This is a genomic window from Paucilactobacillus vaccinostercus DSM 20634, from assembly GCF_001436295.1.
Lineage (GTDB): Bacteria > Bacillota > Bacilli > Lactobacillales > Lactobacillaceae > Paucilactobacillus > Paucilactobacillus vaccinostercus.
Genome location: NZ_AYYY01000001.1, coordinates 23,704 through 45,547, shown reverse-complemented (window position 1 = coordinate 45,547; position 21,844 = coordinate 23,704). Strand labels below are relative to the sequence as shown.

Sequence of the window (21,844 nt, the reverse complement as noted above, 5' to 3'; positions counted from 1 at the left end):
TCATAAGGATAACATTCAAAATGCTAACACTAGATGTAAAGGGGTAACGGCGATGAAAACCAGACGAAGCGATCGCTTGGTCGATATGACACGATATTTACTGGAACATCCTCGGACGTTGGTTTCCCTCAAGTTTTTCGGTGAGCGGTACGAATCTGCCAAATCATCGATTAGTGAAGATTTGGGGATTTTAAAACGGACATTCCAGGAGCGGGGAACAGGAATTCTAGAAACATTACCGGGAGCAACCGGTGGTGCACGCTTCATTCCGTATATTTTGAGAGAAGATGCCGAGAACTTCATTGCCCAAATTATTGGTGAAGTCAACGATGAGAGCCGATTACTCCCAGGGGGCTACGTCTATTTATCCGACTTATTAAGTCGGCCAGATATTTTACGCCAGGTTGGGCGCTTAATTGCGACCCAGTATCTGAATCAAGATGTGGATGCCGTGATGACGGTAGCTACTAAGGGAATTCCGATTGCGCAAAGTGTCGCAACCTATCTGAACGTCCCATTTGTCATTGTTAGAAATGACTCGCATATCACCGAAGGATCAACGGTGAGTGTCAACTATGTTTCAGGATCATCCAAACGAATTGAGAAAATGGAACTATCGCGACGGAGCCTGCAAGAAGGGGCTAATGTGTTGGTCGTTGATGATTTCATGAAGGGCGGCGGAACCCTAAATGGGATGCGCTCTTTAATTAATGAGTTTGACGCACACCTTGTTGGTATGACGGTGTTTGCAGAAGGTGAATTTACGGGTCATCGGTTGGTAGACAACTACACGTCACTGGTGAAGGTCAACGCGGTTGATGTGAATAATCAAACGATTGCTGCACAACCTGGTAATTACTTGAGCACGGTATTTGGAACAGAAATGGGGAACAAGTAAAGATGGCAACAAGAAACGCAATTATTTTAGCAGCTGGTAAGGGAACACGGATGAAGTCGAAACTTTATAAAGTGCTTCATCAGGTTTGTGGTAAAACGATGGTCGACCACGTGTTGACACAAATCGAGCAAAACAAGATGGATAACGTGGTTACCATTGTTGGTTTTGGTGCTCAGGATGTCGAAAACGAACTCGGCGAACGGACCCGGTACGTCCTACAAAAGAAACAACTTGGAACCGGCCATGCGGTTCTTCAAGCTGAAGATATTTTGGGAAACTTGGATGGAGAAACCATTGTTGTCAGTGGAGATACACCTTTATTCACAGCCGAAACTTTTGCACATTTGTTCGAATACCACGAAGCTAAAAAGGCGGCGGCGACAGTTTTAACGTCCGTTGCACCAGATCCTACCGGATATGGTCGAATTGTTCGGAATAATATTGGGATTGTGGAAAAAATTGTGGAGCAAAAGGATGCCACTCGTGATGAACAAGATATTCATGAAATCAATACGGGTGTGTACTGCTTTGACAACCAAAAATTGTTTGCTGCATTACACTTACTCACAAACGATAATGCACAGGGCGAATACTATCTCACCGATGTGATCAGTATTTTGAAGCAGCGCGGCGATATCGTGGGGGCCTACAAGATGGCAGATTTCGATGAATCAATGGGTGTTAATGATCGGGTTGCTTTGGCACGGGCCAATAAGGTGATGCGTGAGCGAATTAACACAAGATTGATGAAAAATGGGGTCACGCTATTGGATCCCGAAAGTACCTATATTGATGCCGATGTTAAAATTGGCTCGGATACGGTCATTGAAGGCGGGGTTCTTCTTAAAGGTAAGACCGTCATTGGTTCGGACTGCTTCATTGGTGCCCATTCGGAAATTATTGATTCAACCATCCATGATGAAGTAAAGGTCACCTCATCAACAATTGAAGATTCTGAAATGCACACGGGCAGCGATATTGGGCCTAACAGTCACTTGCGACCAGCTTCTGAAATTGGTGAAGGGGCCCATATTGGGAACTTTGTGGAAGTGAAGAAGGCTTATATTGGTAAGGGCACCAAGGTCGGCCACTTGACGTACATTGGTGACGCGACGTTGGGAGATAACATTAACATTGGTTGTGGTGTTGTTTTTGTTAACTACGATGGAACTTCAAAGCACCATACGAACGTCGGCGACCATGCCTTTATCGGTAGCAATAGTAACTTAATTGCGCCGGTTGATATTGCTGCAGATTCATTTGTGGCAGCTGGATCAACGATTACTGATAGTACGGAACAATTTGATATGGCAATTGCCCGTGCTCGTCAGACCAATAAGCCAGGATATGCGAAAAAATTACCCTGGTAAAACTTGCAATTTAAATCACAAGTCTATATGATAGTTGAGACAATTAATTAAATCGGAGGACCTAATGGAACAACAATATTTTGATCCCAAACTTAAGATCTTCGCTCTAAATTCAAACAAGCCATTGGCCGAGAAGATCGCCCAAACAGTGGGAGTCGAACTAGGAAAATTATCCGTGGACCGTTTTAGTGACGGTGAAATTCGGATTAATATTGAAGAAAGCATTCGTGGCGATAATGTTTACGTGATTCAGTCAACATCTGCCCCAGTTAACGACAATTTGATGGAATTGTTAATTATGATTGATGCCCTCAGGCGGGCGAGTGCTGCCACAATTAATGTTGTTATTCCATACTATGGCTATGCACGACAGGACCGGAAGGCACGGTCTCGCGAACCAATTACAGCGAAATTAGTCGCTAATATGCTCCAAGAAGCGGGTGCCTCACGGATCGTGGCGTTAGATTTACATGCGGCACAAATTCAGGGTTTCTTTGATATTCCACTTGATCATATGATGGGGGCACCATTGTTGGCCGATTACTTCATTAACGAAGGAATTGCCGAAAATGCAGTGGTTGTTTCACCCGATCATGGTGGTGTAACCCGGGCCCGGGCGTTGGCCGAGTTCTTACATGCGCCGATTGCGATCATTGATAAGCGGCGGCCACGAGCCAACGTGGCCGAGATTATGAACATTATCGGTGATATCAAGGGGAAGAAATGTATCATGATTGATGACATGATTGATACAGCTGGGACGATTTCACTTGGCTCACAGGCATTGATGGATGCTGGGGCAGAAGAGGTCTATGCGTCATGTACTCATCCAGTCTTGTCAGGTCCCGCCATTGAACGACTTCAAAACGCGCCTATCAAGAAGTTAATTGTGACCGATACGATCAACTTACCTGCTGAAAAGCGGATTGATAAGTTGGTACAGGTCTCTGTGGGACCATTACTGGGTGCTGCTATCAAGCGAATTAACGAAAACAAACCCGTGAGCCCATTGTTTAACAACCGGTTCCACGCGGAAGATTCAGAAGACTAAATTAATAATGAGTTTGTTTTGCTACTAGTGGTGAAACAAGCGGAATCCCTATCAAATGCGATTGTCATTTGATAGGGATTTTTTTGTTGCAAGTTAACTAATTGAGGGAGTATGAAATACCGAACAATAATTAGGCAAATTAAGAAATTATGACCTTTTGTGACAATTAAGTGACTAAAAGGGGCTTATGTTACAAAATTACGACATAAATATTATCTTAAAATGACAAAAATATTACGCAAATGTTACAAAAATTAAAAAAGCATGTTATAATAGTACTTGTAAAGCAAGGAGGGGTTCATGATGAAACTGTTTACTAATTATAAAAAAATTACCTTAGAAGCTGCTACGGTTCTGGCAGTATTAGCACTTGGTGGTTGCGCAAGTAGTAGTGTTGAAAACAATAATAGCTCATCGCATGCGGCCACAAGTTCCAAGAGTGTCACCGTCAAGAAGAGTGCCAAACATGAAAGTGCCAAGAAGGATAGTCAACAATCAACCGAATCCCAAGCTGCAACGAGTTCGGTTAGCCAAGCAACGGTTGCAACAAGCACATCTAAGACCAGTCAAAGTGCAGTTACAGCAACATCAACTCATTCGTCATCCAGTACAGCAGCCACGGTTGCAAGTACAACGACACCGAAGCAGGCAACTCGGAATAGTGTTCAAACGAGTCAGTCCAGCGTGAAGACGGCTACGACGACTGCTAAGAGTAGCAGTCAAGCACCAGTTGCTAAGGAAAGTAGCTCGTCAAGCACGACACAGACGACCAATGAAGATAGCAATACCGTGATTAGCCAATTTGCTAGTGCTGCTAAGTTGTACGGGCAGTCAGATTTGAGCTTCATGATTACTGCCCAAAGTGGTTCGGATTATACAATTGAAGTTCGTCAAAATAATGCCGCCAGCGACAGTGCGAACTTAGTTGGTATTTACCAGTACAATGCCACAAGTGGCGCGGTTTCCAAAACATTTTAGATCAGTAATTAAAGTATGCCAGTTGTCCCATTTTATCGGACGACTGGCATATTGTTTTGGAATAGGTTAAAATCTTAGCGAAGGGGTGATATTAGTGACCAAATTAATTCAAGGCCGCGCCAAATGGTTGGGCATGTTGATGGTGGCCGCCTTGCTGGTGTTAGGTGGTTGTGGGAATAGCCAAAGTAGTAGTGATGAAAGTAGCAGTTCTAGTTCAGCAACTAGTCAGTCATCGCAGACGAACGCATCAACACAGGCCGTTCAAAAAGCCAAGAAGTTGATTGCCAGTGGTGAATATGAACAGGCATTGACGACTTTGCAAGACGTAAGTGCACCATCGACCAAGGTCAAGAGTTTGATTTCAGAAGTTAAACAACTGATTCAAGCAGAATCTGACTATAAGAACGGTAATTACAATAGTGCAACAGACAGTACAACAACGTTACAAAAATCAGATACAAACGAAGTTCAACAAGCAGCTGCAGGCTTAGCGGATAAGATTACCAGTGCTAAGAACAGTGATTCATCAAGTACTAGTTCTGTTACGTCGTCTGAATCGACGTCTAGCAGCAGTAATAGCAGTAGTTCAGCAACAACTGATGAAAATAGCATCATCAGTAAGTTTGCGTCAGCAGTTGGGTACTATGGCAAATCTGGCTACTCATTTACAATTGATGGTCAAAGTGGGCAAACGTACACGATTGAAGTTCGCAAGGACAACCAAGACGGTAGTGTTGCCAACTTAGTTGGTATCTATCAGTATAATGCCTCAACGGGTGCCGTCACGAAAACTAACTAAAAACTAAATGGCTATTAAAAAAGAGTTATGTGAATGATGATCACATAACTCTTTTTACGTCTTTAATTAAGCACCCATTTTTTGATGGCCGCCGCGACACCGTCTTGGCTGTTAGGCAGGGTAATTTCGTTGGCGTGTTGTTTGACTTCATCAATGGCATTTCCCATCGCCACACCGGTACCGGCGAAGTCGATCATGGTGAGATCGTTGCCCTGGTCCCCAATAGCCATGACTTCACTTCGTTCGAGCCCCAGTTCTTGGCATAGTTCGGCCAAGGCGTTGCCCTTGCTGGCACTTTTATTCATAATTTCGAGGAAGAAGGGTTCACTTTGCACAATATAGAAACGATCGTAGAAGTCGTCTGGTACAAGGTGTTTTTCTTGAATTTGGGTGATGAGACGGGGGTCATCAATGATCATCCCCTTAGAAATGGAGAGATCACTGGTCATTTCACTAACCTCACGATACCGAATTGGCATCCGAACTAGATAAGCCTCCCCAATGGTATAGGGACTGAGATCCTTATTCGCCGTATAAATATATTGATCCGTTTCACAATGGAAATGAACGCCAATTTTCCGTGTTAAGGCTTCGATGTCAACATAGTCGGCGAAGGTTAAGGTGTGTCGCACCATGATGTCACCGTTAGTTGATTGGACGAGTGATCCGTTGAATGTAATCACGTGGTTATCCGTGCTATTATCTAAGCCGAGTTTTTGAAGGTAGGGTTTGGCTCCCGTTAAGGGCCGTCCAGTACATAGTACGATTTCAACGCCTTGCTTGTGGGCTTTTTGGATGGCGTCAATCGTGCCCTCAGTGAGATGGTTGTTTTCGTTCAGTAGAGTGCCATCAATATCAATGGCGACTAGTTTGATACTCATTAAATTACTCCTTTGATGGATTGATAATTTCGTTATTGTGAATATGTTGCTGGAATTCTTCGTAAATGGGATCGAAGATTTCAATGTTTTGGTGCTTTTCGAGCATTTCCTTCGGGAAAAAGAAGCGTTGATCACCCGATACTTTGCCGGCAATGGCCGCCACCAACGTACTGATTTGAGAGAGCTCGACCAGTTCACCGTTCGGTTGGATAAGCTCAATTTGAGTTTGCGGTTTGGCGACCTGCGGGTTATACGTATCGTAAGTTAAATTATAGCTATCGTTAACGGCCGTGTAGTAGTCGCTGTTAAATCCTGCGGTTTGAATCAAATCACGCAACTTAGGCAGTAGGGCTTCCGTTTGAGCCGTGTAAAGAACCGATTTAAGCGGTTTGCGATCGAGAAAGCGACCAGCGAGGTCTGATAAGATGTCATCGGGAAAAGTCCGCCAGTGCGCAAAATAGGTGGTTAAAACGCCATCGTCTAAGGCCAGGTAGTCTTGAAGCGTAAAATGACCGTTAAAAAACGGCATGAGCATGTGGGGCGTGAATTTTACTTCGCTAATTTGCCCTTGGTATAGTTTATTGGCCCGGGCCAATAAGTGTTCCAAAATGGCTTCCATGGCTCGAGAAACTGGATGAAAGTAAATCTGCATGTACATTTGAAAGCGACTTAAAATATAATCTTCCACGGCGTGCATGCCACTGATCTCAAAGGTGATACCGTCATGGTATGGTCGCATTACCCGCAAGATCCGTTCTAAATCGAATTTACCATAGTTGGTACCGGTATAGTAGGCATCGCGTTGCAGGTAGTCCATCCGGTCGGCATCAATTTGGCTGGAAATCATTTGGACGACTTGGGGATTTGGATAGGTATGGGTGATGACACTGGCCACCTGTTTGGGAAAATCAGGAGAAACACGACGCAAAATTTTATTAACATTGGTTTCTGGAGAAGTGATAATCTGGGTTGTGATTTGTTCATGATCGGTGTGGAAAATGTGCTCAAACGTGTGTGAGAACGGTCCGTGGCCGATGTCATGAAGGAGCGCCGCACAAAGCGCGACGAGGCGTTCATGATCGTCCCACAGACCGTCACCGGGAGTTTGAGTCGGGTAGTTGCGTTGAAATAGGTTACAGATACGGCGCGTGATTTCATAAACCCCAAGGCAGTGCCCGAAACGACTGTGTTCCGCACCATGGAAAATAAGAGAAGTGGTCCCGAGCTGTTTAATCCGCCGAAGACGCTGAAATTCGGGGGTGTCGATTAAATCAAGAATGATCTTATTTTCGACGTAAATATAGTTGTATATCGGGTCACGAAGGACCTTTTCTTTTGGTAGTTGTTCGTCGTTAATTTCGGACATTAATTAACCTCCGTAGTGGGTAGTTTCGTTTGGCGCTTTTGCATCCCAGCTAATTCATGTTGGAGTCGATCATGAAAGGCGGGCGCGTGTAGGTTCGGCACCTGGGCCGTGGCATTTAGCATTAAACTGAGTGTTCGTACAATCATTTGTTTAACGGTGGCAAGTGTCATCGGGGTCCCGAGACAGTCTGCTAGGGTGGTCATGGCAGCGGCCTCAACGTCGGGGAAGTGCCATTGGTTAGGTTCGCCTGCTAAACCGTAGTCGTAAAACTGATGCACCAGTTTGGCTCGGGCAGCTTGGTCACCATTAACGCTGAGATAGAGCATGACGACGATTCCGTTAGGATTCCGTCTCTGGGACATCCCTCCAATTTTAACACCGTCAACGGCAAGGTCAAACTTTCCGGGACAGTAGGAATGGGGGACTTCTTCAGCAACGATTGCCAGGTTCGGAAAGGTCTGTTGAACGAGGGTGGTCATTTGCTGGTAGGCGGCGTCCACACTTAAAGGAGTCGCTGCCGGAACGAAGAGTGACAGATTAAGGACACCGGCATCACTAATGACGGCCAGTCCACCCGAATTACGAACAAAGTAGTGGTAGTGCTGCTCGTTTAAAAAGACGAGGTCATGATCGAGATGGGGCAAGCGAACATCTTTCATACCGAGGATCAAGGTATCCTCAAGCGTCCAGAAATGGAGCATGGGGGTGTTGATGGCCGGCAGCTCGTTGAGGAGTGCGTTAGTGTAGGCAAAGGCGCTGAGGTTTTCTGCCGGGGCAAAGTGTTGGTCAATCAGTTCAAAATGGGAGCTAGTCATTTTATCATCGCTTCTTTGATTAGTTTAGCCCCATTATACATGAACAAAGATCGCGGTTAAAGCGTGTGACTGGTGGTGTTTTAGGGTATAATATGAACGATAATGTGAAGAGGGTGAACGTCATTCAAACAGGGGTACCAGTTCGGGTCAATTTAGTGACCACGATCGAACAAGATGGACAGCAACAACAATTTAAATTTGATGAGCCGGGACAGTTAGTGTTGGTAAATGGACACTATTACTTGCGCTATCATGAAACGGATCAGCATACTAGTGTCCCCGTGACATTTCGGTTCGATGATGATCAAACTGTGATGCTTAGTCGGAGTAGTGAGAATCGGTTGCGGATCATGTTTAATGCAAAGCAAGATTATGAGACCCATTATAAGACGGCGTATGGTATGATGAAGTTGATTGTAAAAACGCAGCGACTTCTAACCGATTTGGATTTAATGAATGCTTATGGGAAACTGGCAATTGATTACGAGTTACACGCGCAAGGACAATTGATTGGAAAGTACCAAATTAGATTGCAATTTAACGCATAGTATTGTATTATCTAGTTTAGACTTTTTGAAGGGATGTGCACCAATTTGGATTTAAAAGTTTTTGACGGCCAAGACAAATCAGAACTTTCGATGATCGAAGTTGCACACGCTATCCTGTCCCAACATGGTGAGACAATGGCGTTTGTAGACCTCGCGAACGAGGTTCAGCAATATTTGGGTAAAAGTGACGAGGAAATCCGAGAACGTTTGTCCCAATTCTACACAGATTTAAATGTCGATGGCAGCTTTATTTCCCTTGGTGACAATACATGGGGCCTGCGTGCATGGTATCCATTTGAATCAATTGATGAAGCAACTGTCCATGAAGAAGATGAAGACCAACCTAAGCGTAAAAAGCGCAAGAAGGTTAACGCCTTCCTTGTTGACGCCGGTGATGACGACGATGTGATCGATTACGATGATGACGATCCAGAAGACGAAGATTTGAATGCCGACGACGATGATGATAATTTCGAAGACGCCAAAGATGATGACGATTTTGACACTGAAAACGTCGATGAAGACGAAGATGTGCCCGATGACGGTATTGAAGGTCAACTTGCTGAACTCGACGATGATGAAGACTTCGGTGATGATGACGACGAGGATGAAGAGGATGATAACGAAGAGAATTAATTTTAATTCTTGACGAAAGACTGATTGCCTTGTATTATCTTATATGGGCTCCCAATTATGAATTGGGAATAGTTCGTTGAATATTCAAGCTCCCTATTACACACTAATAGGGAGCTTTCTTTTTTTGTGTTAACGACAGGCTGCCTCAAAATTTTCCCAAAGGAGTTTCAAAATGACAAAGTATATTTTTGTTACTGGTGGAGTTGTTTCATCACTTGGCAAAGGAATCGTGGCCGCATCACTCGGTCGCTTGCTTAAGAATCGGGGATTAAAGATCACGATTCAAAAATTTGATCCATATATTAACGTGGATCCAGGAACAATGAGTCCCTACCAACATGGTGAAGTGTTTGTAACTGATGACGGGACTGAGACCGATCTTGATCTTGGTCACTACGAACGGTTTATTGATATTAATTTGAATCAATACTCAAATGTAACGACTGGGAAAATTTATTCGGAAGTGTTGCGTAAAGAACGCCACGGAGATTATTTGGGAGCCACAGTTCAGGTTATTCCACACATTACTAACATGATTAAGGAAAAGATCTTACGTGCTGGAACCAGTACGGATGCTGACATCGTCATTACCGAAATTGGTGGGACGGTCGGGGATATTGAATCCTTGCCATTCATGGAAGCACTTCGTCAAATGAAGGGGGATGTCGGGGCAGAAAATGTGTTGTACATCCATACAACCCTGATCCCAATTTTGCATGCAGCCGGCGAAATGAAGACGAAGCCTACCCAACACAGTGTGAAGGAATTACGAGGATTAGGAATTCAACCTAATATCCTTGTGGTTCGGACAGAACGTGCGATCACAGATGATATGCGTGAAAAGATTGCCTTATTCTGTGATGTGAAACCGGAAGCTGTGATCGAATCTCGCGATGTTGATATGTTGTATCAAATTCCATTGAACTTACAGGCCCAAAACATGGACCAAATTGTTTGCGATCACTTAGGAATTCAAGCACCTCAGGCTGATATGAATGACTGGAGTGACATGGTGGATCACGTACGTAACCTTGAAAAGACGATTAAAATTTCAATGGTTGGTAAGTATAGTGACTTACAAGATGCCTACATCTCAGTGAACGAAGCACTGCGTCATGCCGGCTACCCGGTCAATGCGAAAGTTGAAATCAAACACTTTAATTCCGAAAACGTGACTGAAGAAAACGTGGCCGAATTATTGGGTGATGCTGACGGAATCTTGGTTCCTGGTGGCTTTGGGACTCGTGGAATTGAAGGTAAGATTGCCGCAATTCGTTATGCTCGTGAAAATAATGTCCCATATCTGGGAATTTGCCTCGGTATGCAAATGGCGTGTGTTGAATTTGCACGCCACGTTGTGGGGTACGAGGATGCTAACTCCGCTGAAATTGATCCAAAGACGCCGCATAATATCATTGACTTGATGTCAGATCAAGAAGATGTGACTAATATGGGAGGCACGCAACGATTAGGGGCCTATCCATGCAAGCTGAAGCCTGGAACCATTGCGGCAGCGGCTTATGATAACCAGGATTTGATCCACGAACGTCATCGTCACCGTTATGAATTTAACAACGATTATCGTGACGTCTTCGAAAAACATGGCATGGTCTTCTCAGGAACATCACCTGACAACCGCCTAGTTGAAGTGGTTGAAATTCCAGAACATAAATTCTTTGTGGCAGCACAATACCACCCAGAATTCTTGTCACGGCCGAACCGTCCTGAAGGCTTATTCAAAGCATTCGTTAAAGCAGCTAGTGAAAAATAATTAAACAAAATTGCCAGTTAGTTGATTGTTGATCGACACTGGCTTTTTTTGTCGCTAGAATGGGCATATTGGTTAATTATTAACCTGGTAAACAAAACAAATTAAAGTTGAGATTTAACTGATATGCTAGTTTTGATAACTAGTAAAAATTAGAGGTATCTCATAAAACTGGAAGAAATTTAAGCTACGATTTCGTAATCGTTAAAAATTTTGGTAATATTGATATGGAATCCATATAAACGGTTGTAATTTGTTGAGGGTTTCTATATTATTACAGTTGATTGTTTTTAAACAATGCAATAGTTTTTTTAACAGTGAGGAATTTAAAAAATGAAAAACATGATCATTCAAGGAGGAAACCGGCTGTCTGGTGAAATTACGATTGGCGGTGCCAAAAACAGTACAGTTGCACTTATTCCTGCCGCTATCTTAGCCGATACCCCTGTTCAGTTCGATACAGTGCCGGATATTTTGGATGTTCATAACCTGATGATCATTTTGGAGTCGATGAATGTCAGCTCGAACTTCAAACATGGTGTCTTAAACATTGATCCGACACAAATCGTTGAAAGCGAATTACCAAGTAAAGCAATTAAAAGTCTACGGGCCTCATATTATTTTATGGGCTCTTTATTAGGACGGTTTCACCGGGCAACATTAACGTTTCCCGGGGGTGACAACATTGGACCACGGCCCATTGATCAGCATATCAAGGCCTTTAAGGCTCTCGGCGCACAAGTAGACGAGGACCACGGTACCATTCATATTGAAGCACCCAACGGTTTGCACGGTGCCCGGATATTTTTAGACATGGTCTCGGTTGGAGCAACCATAAACAGCATTTTAGCTGCCGTTAAGGCAAAGGGAACCACAGTTATTGAGAACGCGGCCAAAGAGCCGGAGATTATTGATTTAGCAACATTTTTGAACAACATGGGGGCCAAGATTCGTGGCGTTGGGACGGACGTGATTCGGATCGAAGGTGTTGATACATTGCGGTCAACAAACACCCATACCATTATTCCCGATCGGATTGAAGCGGGGACTTATTTGTCATTGGCTGCTGCCATCGGTGATGGTGTGACGCTACACAATATTATCCCAGAACATTTGGAATCATTTACGAGTAAAATGATCGAAATGGGAGTTGAACTGCAAATCGGTGAGGACAGTATTTTTGTACCTCATAGTACCGAATTACAGGCCATTAATATTAAAACCTTACCATTTCCAGGGTTTGCGACTGATCTGCAACAACCGATCACGCCGCTCCTTTCGCGAGCCAGCGGGGTGAGTGTTATCGTTGATACCATTTACCCGCAGCGTACGAAACACGTCAAAGAACTGCAAAATATGGGGATGAATATCTCTGCTGAAGGCGGTCTAATCATGGTCGAACGGACCCGTGAAATGCACGGAGCTCGGGTTTCGGCCGGTGAAATTCGTGCCGGCGCATCATTGATGATTGCGGGCTTGATGGCACAGGGAGAAACTGTGATTACAAAGGCTGACAATATTTTACGGGGCTATGACCGAATTGTGTGGAAACTCAATCGACTAAACGCCAACGTCCGGATTGAGGATGAATCTGGTGTTGAAGTCATTGAATAACCTTGCAGTCTAAAAAAAAATATGTTAGTCTGTTAGAGTTAATGATAAATAACTATGTCTCAGCAAATGACTCATGGCAAAGGAGCGTATAAACTATGAAACAAGGAATCCATCCAGATTACCACACAGTGATTTTTGAAGATTCATCAACGGGCTTTAAGTTCATCTCTGGCTCAACTGCAACTTCAAAAGAAACTGCAAAGTGGGAAGACGGCAACGAATACCCATTGATCCGGGTCGAAGTTACTTCAGATTCACACCCATTCTACACTGGTAAGCAAAAGTTTACTCAGGCCGATGGTGCTGTCGATCGTTTCAACAAGAAGTATGGCTTAAAATAAGCGATCAACTTAAAAATCCTGACACAGTTATGTGTCAGGATTTTTTTATTTAACCGAAGTTTGTTCAAGTGCACGATGATAGCGAAGAAAGACGATCGCGGCCAGCGGTAGCGTGATCATTAGAACGGGGTAAAACCAACTGTAAGGGACAAAATCAAATAAGATTCCCCCAATCAGCGGGCCTAAGACCATTCCAGAATCCATCCCGATGTAAAACGTTGAGTTTGCCAGTCCTTGTTCACTTATGGGGGCAACTAGGAGTGCCGTGGCCTGGCAGACTGAATACATAACGCCGTAACCACCAGCCAGACCGAAAGCGGCGACGAGCATCATCCAATTATTAACTAAATATGTAAGACCGATCATGCCGACTAAGTTGCAGATGATACCGGCGAGTAAGAAATATCGAAAGGGTAACCGATCAAAATAGTCTTTGAGGCTCAAGCGCATGGCGAGAAGAATGATCGCATAGATAATAAAGAAACTACCAACAAGGACGTGCAAGTGCCGTGCGGCGACATATTCCACAATGTAGGACTGGGTCGCAAAGTAGGGAATTGAGAGCAGCATGATAATAAACGCCACTGGGACGACTTGATGTTGAACAATTTGAAGATGGTGAGTGGCATGTGCCGGCTGACTGGGGGGTGTGATGACGCGTGGTTGACCGTGGTTGGCGATAAACTGAATTAAAATAATCAAGGTCAGACTGAAAAGCGCGGCGCACATGAAGGCCCACCGGTACCCAACCGTATGGTACATGAAAATCCCTAGAGCGGGAGCAATTGCCATCCCCAGTGCGTTCATCATGCCGTAGTAGCCCATCCCCGTCCCAATTCGATTGCGCGGGAGCAGGCTAGCTAACCAAGTCGCCATGCAGACGGAACAGAGTGCGAAACCCAGGCCGTTAATGACCCGAAAGACCGCGACTAGCCAAACAGCGTGAGCAATGGCATAGCCAATACTATCGAGTAGGAGCAAAACGCCACCAAAAAGGGCGATTTTAAATTTGGACAGTCGGTCGGTTAGTTGGCCCGCGAAAGGCCGAAATAGGAGTGAAGTCAGGTTCATAATGGCAGTTATTGCCCCGGCAATAATTGCGCTTGCACCTATACTATGGGTAAAACCAACGATAAGTGGGTTAATTAACATGGAACTTGACATGTAACAAAAACTGCCAAGCAAGATTAAAGTGGTGTCTTTAGTAAATAATTTTTGTGATGTGCTCATCCATCAATCCTCTTTCTGAAAACGAATTGAACTTACTATAGCATAATTATTGGTTAGCTTTACCTAATTTTGGAATGATTGCGGTTACATAAATTGAATAAAAAAATCACCATTCGAATCATGGTGATTAGTGGCGTTTGTTGGCCACGTTAATGCGAAATAAGCTGAGGTTAAGAAGGACTAGTAGCGCGGTTGCGATGAAGACACCACTGTAATCAAAGAAGCCGGATACGACTGCTCCTAGCAATGGACCAACGACGTTCCCGAGATTCTGGAAGCTTTGGTTCCAACTGAAGATACGACCGGTAACTTCGATGGGCGTATTTTTAGCCAGCAGGGTTTGAACCTGAGGGATCATCGCCGCGTCGGAGATTCCAATCAGGAATCGTAAAATACCAAGTTCCCAGACGTTAGTGATAAACGCAGTCGGGATAAAGAAGCAGATTGCTAAAATAAAACCAATCGTTAAAATTCGTTCTGTACCAATTCGATCTCCAAGTTGGCCTAGTTTAGGGGCGGCCAGCATAGTGGCGATGCCGGGAACCGCGGCGACAATGCCACTGACGAGAGTGACGTCGCCACTATGGTGCATTAATTCACGGACGTACAGGGAAATGATCGGGGTGATGGAATTATTGGTTGCTTGAATGATCAGTGTGGTGAGAAGCATACCAAAAATCATTTGCGGATCTTTGAGCACCTTGATTACGCCTTTAGCACTGGCCAGCTTTTTCTTGGCAACCGGCTTAAAGTCACGTTCGTGAACGAAAAGAAGGCTAAAAATGAAGACCAGTAACAATAGGATGCCGGTAATAATAAACGTGATCCGATAACTAAAGGTCGAGGCAAGAAAGCCACCTAGGAGTGGCCCCAGGAGATTACCACCGGTGAGCCCCGCCATCAGGGTACCGAGTGCCATCCCACTTTTTTCTTTGGGCGTTTCAGTAGCGATCAGTGCGTTGGCGTTGCTGACGTAGCCGGAAAAAACACCTTGAATAAAACGAAGAATAAAAAGTTCCCAGATATTAGTGACTAGCCCCATTGCACCAATGATCAGGGCCATTCCAAGTGAGGCGCGAAGGATCATCGGTTTTCGACCATATCGATCGGCCATCTTGCCCCAAATTGGTGAGACGATGGCTGAGACGAGGTAGGTAACTGAAAAAATTAGTCCCGCATACAAATTAAGCTGACCCTTGGTAAACTGGCCTAAAGTGTCGACGTAAAGGGACATGAATGGCATGATTTCTGAGAAGGCCATGCCGGTAACAAACACGCTAAACCAGAGAACAAATAAATTTTTCTCCCATGTTTCGCGCGGCCGAAAGAGGCGGTGTTTAATCCAATTCAAATGAGACGAACTCCTTTCATTTCTCTATTTTTTGGGTATACTTATGTTGAATTAAATCGGCGAGTGCAAAGGAACCCGTCGCGAGAAACTGATAACTCACAAATATTACACCAATTTAAGAAGTGAGACCAGCTTCACAGCATATGAGGAGGAAAGCCAATGAACGAAAAAAAGCCTTCACGGGTAAAAGCGTGGTTATTACGGCTGTTTTTCATTGTCGTGATTGTGATTTCACTGGGCTTGATTTTTAACCAACAGGTCAAGGATTTTCTGGTAGATCACTATCAACCAGCAGTAAGCCGAAAAACTATTCAGCAAAACAAGCAAAAGAAGGGCGATTACGACTTTAGTAACGTCAAGTCACTAGATTTGAAGACGGTCGCCCAGGCCCGGTTAAACAAGCAGAAAATTAACGTGATTGGAGAAATTTCAATTCCAGCAATTAAAATGAACTTACCGATTGCTAAGGGGGTTACGAACCTCACGTTGGCATTAGCAGCCGGGACCATGCGTGATGATATGGTGATGGGGAAGGGTAATTATGCGCTTGCTGGTCATAACATGCACACCAAAAATATTTTATTTACGCCACTGTACCGTAAAAGTAAAGTCGGTCAAAAAATTTATTTGACCGACCTCAAGCATGTGTACCAATATAAAATTTATAAGCGCACCTTCATCGCGGCGACGCGGGTGGACGTCGTGAACGATACACCAAACCGCAACATTATTACGTTGATAACGTGTGATGCTCATGGGAAAAATCGGTTATTAGTGCGTGGCAAACTACAAAAAACCATGAAATTTAATGATGCTCCTAAGACGGTTCAAAAGCAGCTAAGTGCTAAATTCACGAACACGCTTAATTAAGCTGTTGTTCAAAGAATGCTAACCATGACGGTAAGGCCAGTGCCAGACTATCATAAGTATCTTGGAACCGATGGGTGTACCAAGGGTCAGGAATTTCCTGGCCTTTTTTGTTTGGTATCAAGTCAAAGATGGCGTATAGGGCTGCGTGGGAGTCTGCCGGAGCCATCTGCTGGACATGAGCGAGGTTCATGTCGTCCATGCAAATGAGATAGTCGGCCGTGGCGAAGTCTGTTGTGGTTAATGGCCGCGAAATCAACCCATCTGCAGACAAATGATACTTGGTGAGAATTTTGCGGGTGCCAGGATGGACGGGGTTGCCTTCCTCTTCATTACTGGTACCAGCAGAATCGACGATGATTTGATCGGTCAGGTGGTGATCAGCCACCATCTGTCGAAACATGGCTTCGGCCATCGGTGACCGACAAATATTACCAAGACAAACAAATAAAACTTTAATCATAACTAACATCCTTTCTAAATGTTTAGTTTTTCTAAATGTCCAACGTTGTGCTTTCCACCCTGGCACTTATTCGGTAAGATAGGGGTAGAAGCGAAGAAATGGGGGAATAGAGTTATGTTAACAACAATTATTGTCATTGTCGTGATTGTGCTTATCATTGCGATTTATGCCGGAATCTACAACGGCTTGGTGACGGCACGGACACATACCCAAGAGTCGTGGAGTCAGATTGATGTCCAACTGAAGCGACGCAACGATTTGATTCCAAATTTGGTCTCAACGGTGAAGGGGTACACGAAGTATGAGGCCGGAACACTGGAGAAGGTGGTTGCGCTGCGCAATCAAATGACCCAGATTCCAGCTGGTGATCATCAACAAATGATGGAAGTTTCTGATCAGCTGACCAGCTCGCTAAAGAGTATTTTTGCGCTATCAGAAAACTATCCAGATTTAAAGGCCAGTCAAGAATATACCAAGTTGATGGAAGAACTGACCAATACAGAAAATAAAATTGCTTATTCACGGCAATTATTTAACTCAACGGCTGCTAACTTAAATATTAAGATCCAATCATTTCCAAGCAACATTGTAGCGAAAGTACACCACTTTGTTCAAGTTGATTACCTGGAAGTTCCAGAAACAGAAAAAGCAGCACCAAAAGTTTCATTTGATGACTAGCGGGGTGTTGTAAATGTTGTACCAGCAAATTGCACAAAATAAACGGCGAACGATCTATGTAATGGTGGGATTTGTGCTTCTCGTGATGGTGATCGGCATGGCGATTGGGTATGTGTTCTTTAACAGTGCCATCATGGGGGTAGTCATGGCAATCATCATTGGTGGAATTTACATGGTGATGATGATCAGTCAATCGACCTCGGTTGTGATGAGTATGAACCACGCCCAAGAAATTACCGATGAAAGTCAGGCGCCGGAGCTATGGCATATTGTGGAAGATATGGCGTTAGTCGCTCAAGTCCCGATGCCGCGGGTGTTCATCATTCGCGATCCCAGTCCCAACGCATTTGCGACGGGAAATGATCCTGAACACGCGGCGGTTGCTGCAACGACGGGAATTCTGGAACGATTGAATCGTGAAGAGTTAGAGGGCGTGATGGGCCATGAAATGACCCACGTCAGAAACTATGATATTCGCCTGCAGACGATTTCGTTAGCGCTGGCAGCGGCAATCTCGGTGCTTGTGAACATTGGCATGCATTCGTTTTGGTGGGGCGGTGGCCGGCGTGATCGTGACAACGAAGGTGGTGGATACCTCCAGATCATCATGATGATCTTGTCAGTCTTAGTCATTATCCTAGGGCCCGTTGCGGCGACGATTGCGCAGATGGCCCTTTCGCGAAACCGGGAGTATTTGGCCGATGCTGGGAGCGTGGAACTGACGCGTAATCCGCAAGGAATGATTTCAGCACTGCAAAAAATTTCGACGGCCCAACCCATGAAAGCTGCCGATGCAAGTAGCGCGGCACTGTACATTAGTGATCCCTTAAAAAATAAACATTCTTTCTCACACTTGTTCGATACTCATCCACCGATGGAAAAGAGAATTGAACGGTTAGAACAGATGTAAACTAGATTTAATGAAAAGGTCTCATCGTGATTGCAACGCAATCTATGGTGGGGCCTTTTTGCTGACCGTCTAATTTTTTTCTATGATGTTTAGGATTCATGCTATAATAACGGAGTTGTTAAGCAGATCTGATAAAGATCTTGAAAAAAGAGGAGTCTGCAATTTATGAAAATGAAACTCGCAGAGATCGCCAAGGCGATTGCTGTAAAAAATGACATCACCAAATGGCAAGACGTTGAAATTACCAGTGTTGCATTCGATAGCCGAAATCTCGCTGCCGGGGCTCTATTTATCCCACTGATGGGGCAAAGTGATGGGCACCGGTTTGCCAATGCAGCATTTGAAAATGGGGCTGCTGCGACACTTTGGGCCACTGACCACGAGGTGACGACGACCACTGATCAACCCGTTTTGATTGTTGATGACCCACTGCAATCACTACAAGAACTAGGAAAATATTATTTGCATAAAATCAATCCAATGGTCGTGGCTGTTACGGGCAGCAATGGTAAAACCACCACTAAGGACATGATTGCGTCAATTCTTAGTACCCAGATGAACGTCACAAAAACCTATGCTAACTTTAATAATCAAATTGGGGTACCCATGACGTTATTAAGTATGGAACCAAATACTGAAGCAGTGGTTGTGGAAATGGGAATGGATCACTTTGGTGAACTTGATTTCTTAAGCCGAATGGTGAATCCAGATGTGGCTGTGATTACGATGATTGGTGAAGCACACATCGAATTCTTCGGCACACGCGATAAGATTGCGGATGCCAAAATGGAGATTACCCATGGGCTGAAAGAAGATGGAACACTGGTCTTTAATGGCGACGAACCATTACTGATTGAGCGGACCGCGTCCCTAGCTCAGCAGCAACTTAAATTTGGACGGCAATTGGAAAATGATTTATACGCGACGAGTGTTAATGCGGCGACACATGAAATTACCTTTACGGTGAACCAATGGCCGGAAGAAGACTTTACGATCCCCATGATGGGAGAATATAACGTCAATAACGCACTGGCCGCATTGACCGTGGGCCAGTTGTTGCACGTTTCGGTTGGCAATATGCGCCAAGCGCTGGCCAATGTTGAATTAACGGAAAACCGGGCGCAATGGATTCAAGGTACAGCTGGTGAACAAATTTTAAGTGATGTGTATAACTCTAATCCGACTGCTGCAAAGCAGGTGCTCCATGCCTTTGCACAAACCCCAACCACCGGTCATCGAATCGTTGTGCTCGGGGACATGTTGGAACTTGGAGACGCCTCACCACGACTTCATGCGTCACTGGCGGACGAATTTGACGCCGCAGCGATTAGTGATGTTTACCTCATTGGTCCTCAAATGAAAGTTTTGTACGAGCGATTAATTGAAGCATACGGCACAGAACATTTGCACCACTACGATGTGGAAAACAAGCAACAACTGATGAATGACCTAGAAAAACAGATTCAACCAACGGATGTTGTCATGTTAAAGGCAAGCCACGGGATCCATTTGGAAACGGTTTTGCAAAATTTGGCTGATTAAATCAGGCCATTTTAGTTGCGCTTTGCCTGTTTACCTTGTATACTAGCAAGGTTGTATATTTTGAACAGTTAAGTTATTACCTGTTGAAGCAACGGATTTTGTGAGGGTAATAATGGTAATTACAGGAGGAAGCAATTTTTGAAGTTTAGTGAACTAGGTTTATCAGAAAGCCTACTGAAAGCAATTAAGCGTAGCGGTTATGAAGAAGCAACGCCAATCCAAGAACAAACCATTCCAATGGTGTTAGACAATCAAGATGTGATCGGTCAAGCACAAACAGGGACCGGGAAGACGGCCGCTTTTGGTTTGCCAATTATTGAACATGTGGATACCAACAGCGCCGATATTCAGGCATTGATTATCTCACCAACTCGTGAGTTGGCCATTCAAACCCAAGAAGAACTTTATCGTTTAGGTAAAGACAAGCACGCGAAGGTCCAAGTTGTGTATGGTGGGGCGGACATTCGTCGTCAAATCAACAACTTAAAGAACCATCCCCAAATTCTCGTTGGGACACCCGGACGGTTATTAGATCATATTAATCGTCGGACGGTGAAACTCGAAAACTTGAAGACATTGGTGTTAGATGAAGCCGATGAAATGTTAAACATGGGATTCCTTGAAGATATTGAATCAATTATCAAGAAGACCCCCGCAACACGGCAAACGTTGCTCTTCTCAGCAACTATGCCACCAGAAATCAAAAAAATTGGTGTTCAATTCATGACTGATCCTAAGCAAGTTAAGATCAAGGCTAAGGAATTGACGACTGAATTGATTGATCAATACTACGTTCGTTCTCGTGATTTTGAGAAGTTCGATACGATGACTCGTTTGATCGACGTCCAGGATCCAGATTTGACGATTGTCTTTGGTCGGACTAAGCGTCGTGTTGACGAATTATCTAAGGGATTAATTGCCCGTGGTTATAACGCTGCCGGCATCCATGGTGATTTAACACAGCAACGGCGGAGCCAGATCATGAACCGCTTTAAGGCGGGGAAGATTGATATTTTGGTTGCGACTGATGTTGCCGCTCGTGGATTGGATATTTCGGGTGTTACGCATGTTTACAACTACGATATTCCCCAAGATCCAGATAGCTACGTTCATCGGATTGGCCGTACTGGCCGTGCCGGACACCATGGTGTGTCATTAACGTTTGTAACACCAAACGAAATGGACTACCTACGTGAAATTGAAAAGCTTACCAAGGTGCGTATGTTACCATTGAAGCCACCTTCGGAAGAAGAAGCATTCAAGGGTCAAGTTGCCAGTGCTTTGAATCAAATTGAAGACCTGATCAACCGGACAGATAACGATAAGTATATTGATGAAGCTAACGAGTTATTGGCAAAGCATGATGCAGTTGATTTGGTTGCTGCATTGTTGAACGATGTTACTCGTGATGATGCACATTCAGTACCCGTTAAGATTACGCCAGAACGGCCATTACCACGTCGTAAGCATGGTAACGGTGGTGGCGGTGATCACCGTCGTCGTTATAGCCGTAATGGTGGTGGCCATGGTGGCTATCGTGGTGGCAACCGCAGTGGTGGATCAAACCAACACCGGAGTCATCGTCCAGCTTCAGAAGGTAACCGTCGGAATGATGGTCACGGTAACGGTCATTCAAGCCGTCACTCATACAACATTCATAAAAGATAATTAATTGGTTGGTGAATGCTCATCAACTCTAGTTAAAAAATCCCTCATTAGTCAAGTTGACTAGTGAGGG

The 21,844-nt window shown here is 44.4% G+C and carries 21 protein-coding genes; 15 read left to right on the top strand and 6 right to left on the bottom strand.

Features of this window, described 5'->3' with window-relative positions; translation table 11 throughout:
• Positions 1-52: 52 nt before the first annotated feature.
• From purR to FC26_RS00185, 5 genes are all read left to right on the top strand, one after another.
• On the top strand, positions 53-898 hold the full coding sequence (gene purR, locus FC26_RS00205) for a pur operon repressor (protein WP_057777041.1): 846 nt from the start codon (positions 53-55) through the stop codon (positions 896-898).
• A gap of 2 nt (positions 899-900) precedes the next feature.
• Positions 901-2,268: a bifunctional UDP-N-acetylglucosamine diphosphorylase/glucosamine-1-phosphate N-acetyltransferase GlmU gene (glmU, locus tag FC26_RS00200; protein ID WP_057777040.1), complete on the top strand. Its 1,368-nt coding sequence runs from the start codon at positions 901-903 to the stop codon at positions 2,266-2,268.
• A 64-nt stretch (positions 2,269-2,332) separates the two neighbouring features.
• Positions 2,333-3,319, top strand: coding sequence for a ribose-phosphate diphosphokinase (locus FC26_RS00195; protein ID WP_057777039.1), 987 nt, complete (start codon positions 2,333-2,335; stop codon positions 3,317-3,319).
• A gap of 300 nt (positions 3,320-3,619) precedes the next feature.
• The gene (locus FC26_RS00190; RefSeq protein WP_157060987.1) at positions 3,620-4,297 is read left to right on the top strand and encodes a hypothetical protein; all 678 of its coding nucleotides are present in this window, start codon (positions 3,620-3,622) and stop codon (positions 4,295-4,297) included.
• A gap of 94 nt (positions 4,298-4,391) precedes the next feature.
• A complete protein-coding gene (locus tag FC26_RS00185; protein ID WP_057777037.1) occupies positions 4,392-5,096 on the top strand; it encodes a hypothetical protein in 705 nt (234 codons plus the stop codon).
• Positions 5,097-5,158: 62 nt separating this feature from the next.
• Here FC26_RS00185 and yidA read toward each other — a convergent pair whose 3' ends face one another.
• Genes yidA through FC26_RS00170 form a run of 3 tightly spaced genes read right to left on the bottom strand, consistent with a single transcriptional unit; the run spans position 5,159 to position 8,158 of the window.
• Positions 5,159-5,977, bottom strand: coding sequence for a sugar-phosphatase (gene yidA, locus FC26_RS00180; protein ID WP_057777036.1), 819 nt, complete (start codon positions 5,975-5,977; stop codon positions 5,159-5,161).
• A gap of 4 nt (positions 5,978-5,981) precedes the next feature.
• Complete coding sequence (locus FC26_RS00175; protein WP_057777035.1) at positions 5,982-7,343, bottom strand: HD domain-containing protein; 1,362 nt, start codon at positions 7,341-7,343, stop codon at positions 5,982-5,984.
• Complete coding sequence (locus FC26_RS00170; RefSeq protein WP_057777034.1) at positions 7,343-8,158, bottom strand: lipoate--protein ligase family protein; 816 nt, start codon at positions 8,156-8,158, stop codon at positions 7,343-7,345. Before FC26_RS00170 ends, FC26_RS00175 begins: the two co-directional genes overlap by 1 nt.
• A gap of 113 nt (positions 8,159-8,271) precedes the next feature.
• On the opposite strand from FC26_RS00170, the gene FC26_RS00165 reads away from it, so the two are divergent.
• The 5 genes from FC26_RS00165 to FC26_RS00145 all read left to right on the top strand — a co-directional run bounded on the left by FC26_RS00165 (position 8,272) and on the right by FC26_RS00145 (position 13,065).
• A complete protein-coding gene (locus FC26_RS00165) occupies positions 8,272-8,706 on the top strand; it encodes a YwiB family protein (protein WP_162259960.1) in 435 nt (144 codons plus the stop codon).
• Positions 8,707-8,751: 45 nt separating this feature from the next.
• Positions 8,752-9,342, top strand: a complete 591-nt coding sequence (rpoE, locus tag FC26_RS00160; RefSeq protein WP_191978865.1) for a DNA-directed RNA polymerase subunit delta — start codon at positions 8,752-8,754, stop codon at positions 9,340-9,342.
• A gap of 172 nt (positions 9,343-9,514) precedes the next feature.
• Complete coding sequence (locus FC26_RS00155) at positions 9,515-11,113, top strand: CTP synthase (protein WP_057777031.1); 1,599 nt, start codon at positions 9,515-9,517, stop codon at positions 11,111-11,113.
• A 330-nt stretch (positions 11,114-11,443) separates the two neighbouring features.
• Positions 11,444-12,724, top strand: a complete 1,281-nt coding sequence (locus tag FC26_RS00150; protein WP_057777030.1) for a UDP-N-acetylglucosamine 1-carboxyvinyltransferase — start codon at positions 11,444-11,446, stop codon at positions 12,722-12,724.
• A 95-nt stretch (positions 12,725-12,819) separates the two neighbouring features.
• Complete coding sequence (locus FC26_RS00145) at positions 12,820-13,065, top strand: type B 50S ribosomal protein L31 (protein WP_057777029.1); 246 nt, start codon at positions 12,820-12,822, stop codon at positions 13,063-13,065.
• Positions 13,066-13,110: 45 nt separating this feature from the next.
• Here FC26_RS00145 and FC26_RS00140 read toward each other — a convergent pair whose 3' ends face one another.
• Together FC26_RS00140 and FC26_RS00135 are read right to left on the bottom strand one after the other, a co-directional pair.
• Positions 13,111-14,295: an MFS transporter gene (locus tag FC26_RS00140; RefSeq protein WP_057777028.1), complete on the bottom strand. Its 1,185-nt coding sequence runs from the start codon at positions 14,293-14,295 to the stop codon at positions 13,111-13,113.
• Between the two features lie 127 nt (positions 14,296-14,422).
• On the bottom strand, positions 14,423-15,646 hold the full coding sequence (locus FC26_RS00135; RefSeq protein WP_157060985.1) for a multidrug efflux MFS transporter: 1,224 nt from the start codon (positions 15,644-15,646) through the stop codon (positions 14,423-14,425).
• Positions 15,647-15,805: 159 nt separating this feature from the next.
• On the opposite strand from FC26_RS00135, the gene FC26_RS00130 reads away from it, so the two are divergent.
• Entirely contained in the window at positions 15,806-16,516 is a 711-nt protein-coding gene (locus FC26_RS00130) for a class A sortase (protein WP_057777027.1), read from the top strand.
• On the opposite strand, the gene FC26_RS00125 is transcribed toward FC26_RS00130, so the two are convergent.
• Complete coding sequence (locus FC26_RS00125) at positions 16,509-16,973, bottom strand: low molecular weight protein-tyrosine-phosphatase (RefSeq protein WP_057777071.1); 465 nt, start codon at positions 16,971-16,973, stop codon at positions 16,509-16,511. The genes FC26_RS00130 and FC26_RS00125 overlap by 8 nt on opposite strands.
• A gap of 117 nt (positions 16,974-17,090) precedes the next feature.
• Here FC26_RS00125 and FC26_RS00120 point away from each other — a divergent pair, with 117 nt between their 5' ends.
• From FC26_RS00120 to cshA, 4 genes are all read left to right on the top strand, one after another.
• Entirely contained in the window at positions 17,091-17,654 is a 564-nt protein-coding gene (locus FC26_RS00120; protein WP_057777026.1) for a LemA family protein, read from the top strand.
• 13 nt (positions 17,655-17,667) lie between these two features.
• Positions 17,668-18,564 carry a zinc metalloprotease HtpX gene (gene htpX / locus FC26_RS00115; protein ID WP_057777025.1) on the top strand — a complete coding sequence of 299 codons (897 nt, stop codon included), beginning with the start codon at positions 17,668-17,670 and terminating at the stop codon, positions 18,562-18,564.
• Between the two features lie 165 nt (positions 18,565-18,729).
• Complete coding sequence (locus FC26_RS00110) at positions 18,730-20,106, top strand: UDP-N-acetylmuramoyl-tripeptide--D-alanyl-D-alanine ligase (RefSeq protein WP_057777024.1); 1,377 nt, start codon at positions 18,730-18,732, stop codon at positions 20,104-20,106.
• Positions 20,107-20,244: 138 nt separating this feature from the next.
• Positions 20,245-21,774, top strand: a complete 1,530-nt coding sequence (cshA, locus tag FC26_RS00105; protein ID WP_057777023.1) for a degradosome RNA helicase CshA — start codon at positions 20,245-20,247, stop codon at positions 21,772-21,774.
• The last annotated feature ends 70 nt before the right edge of the window (positions 21,775-21,844 follow it).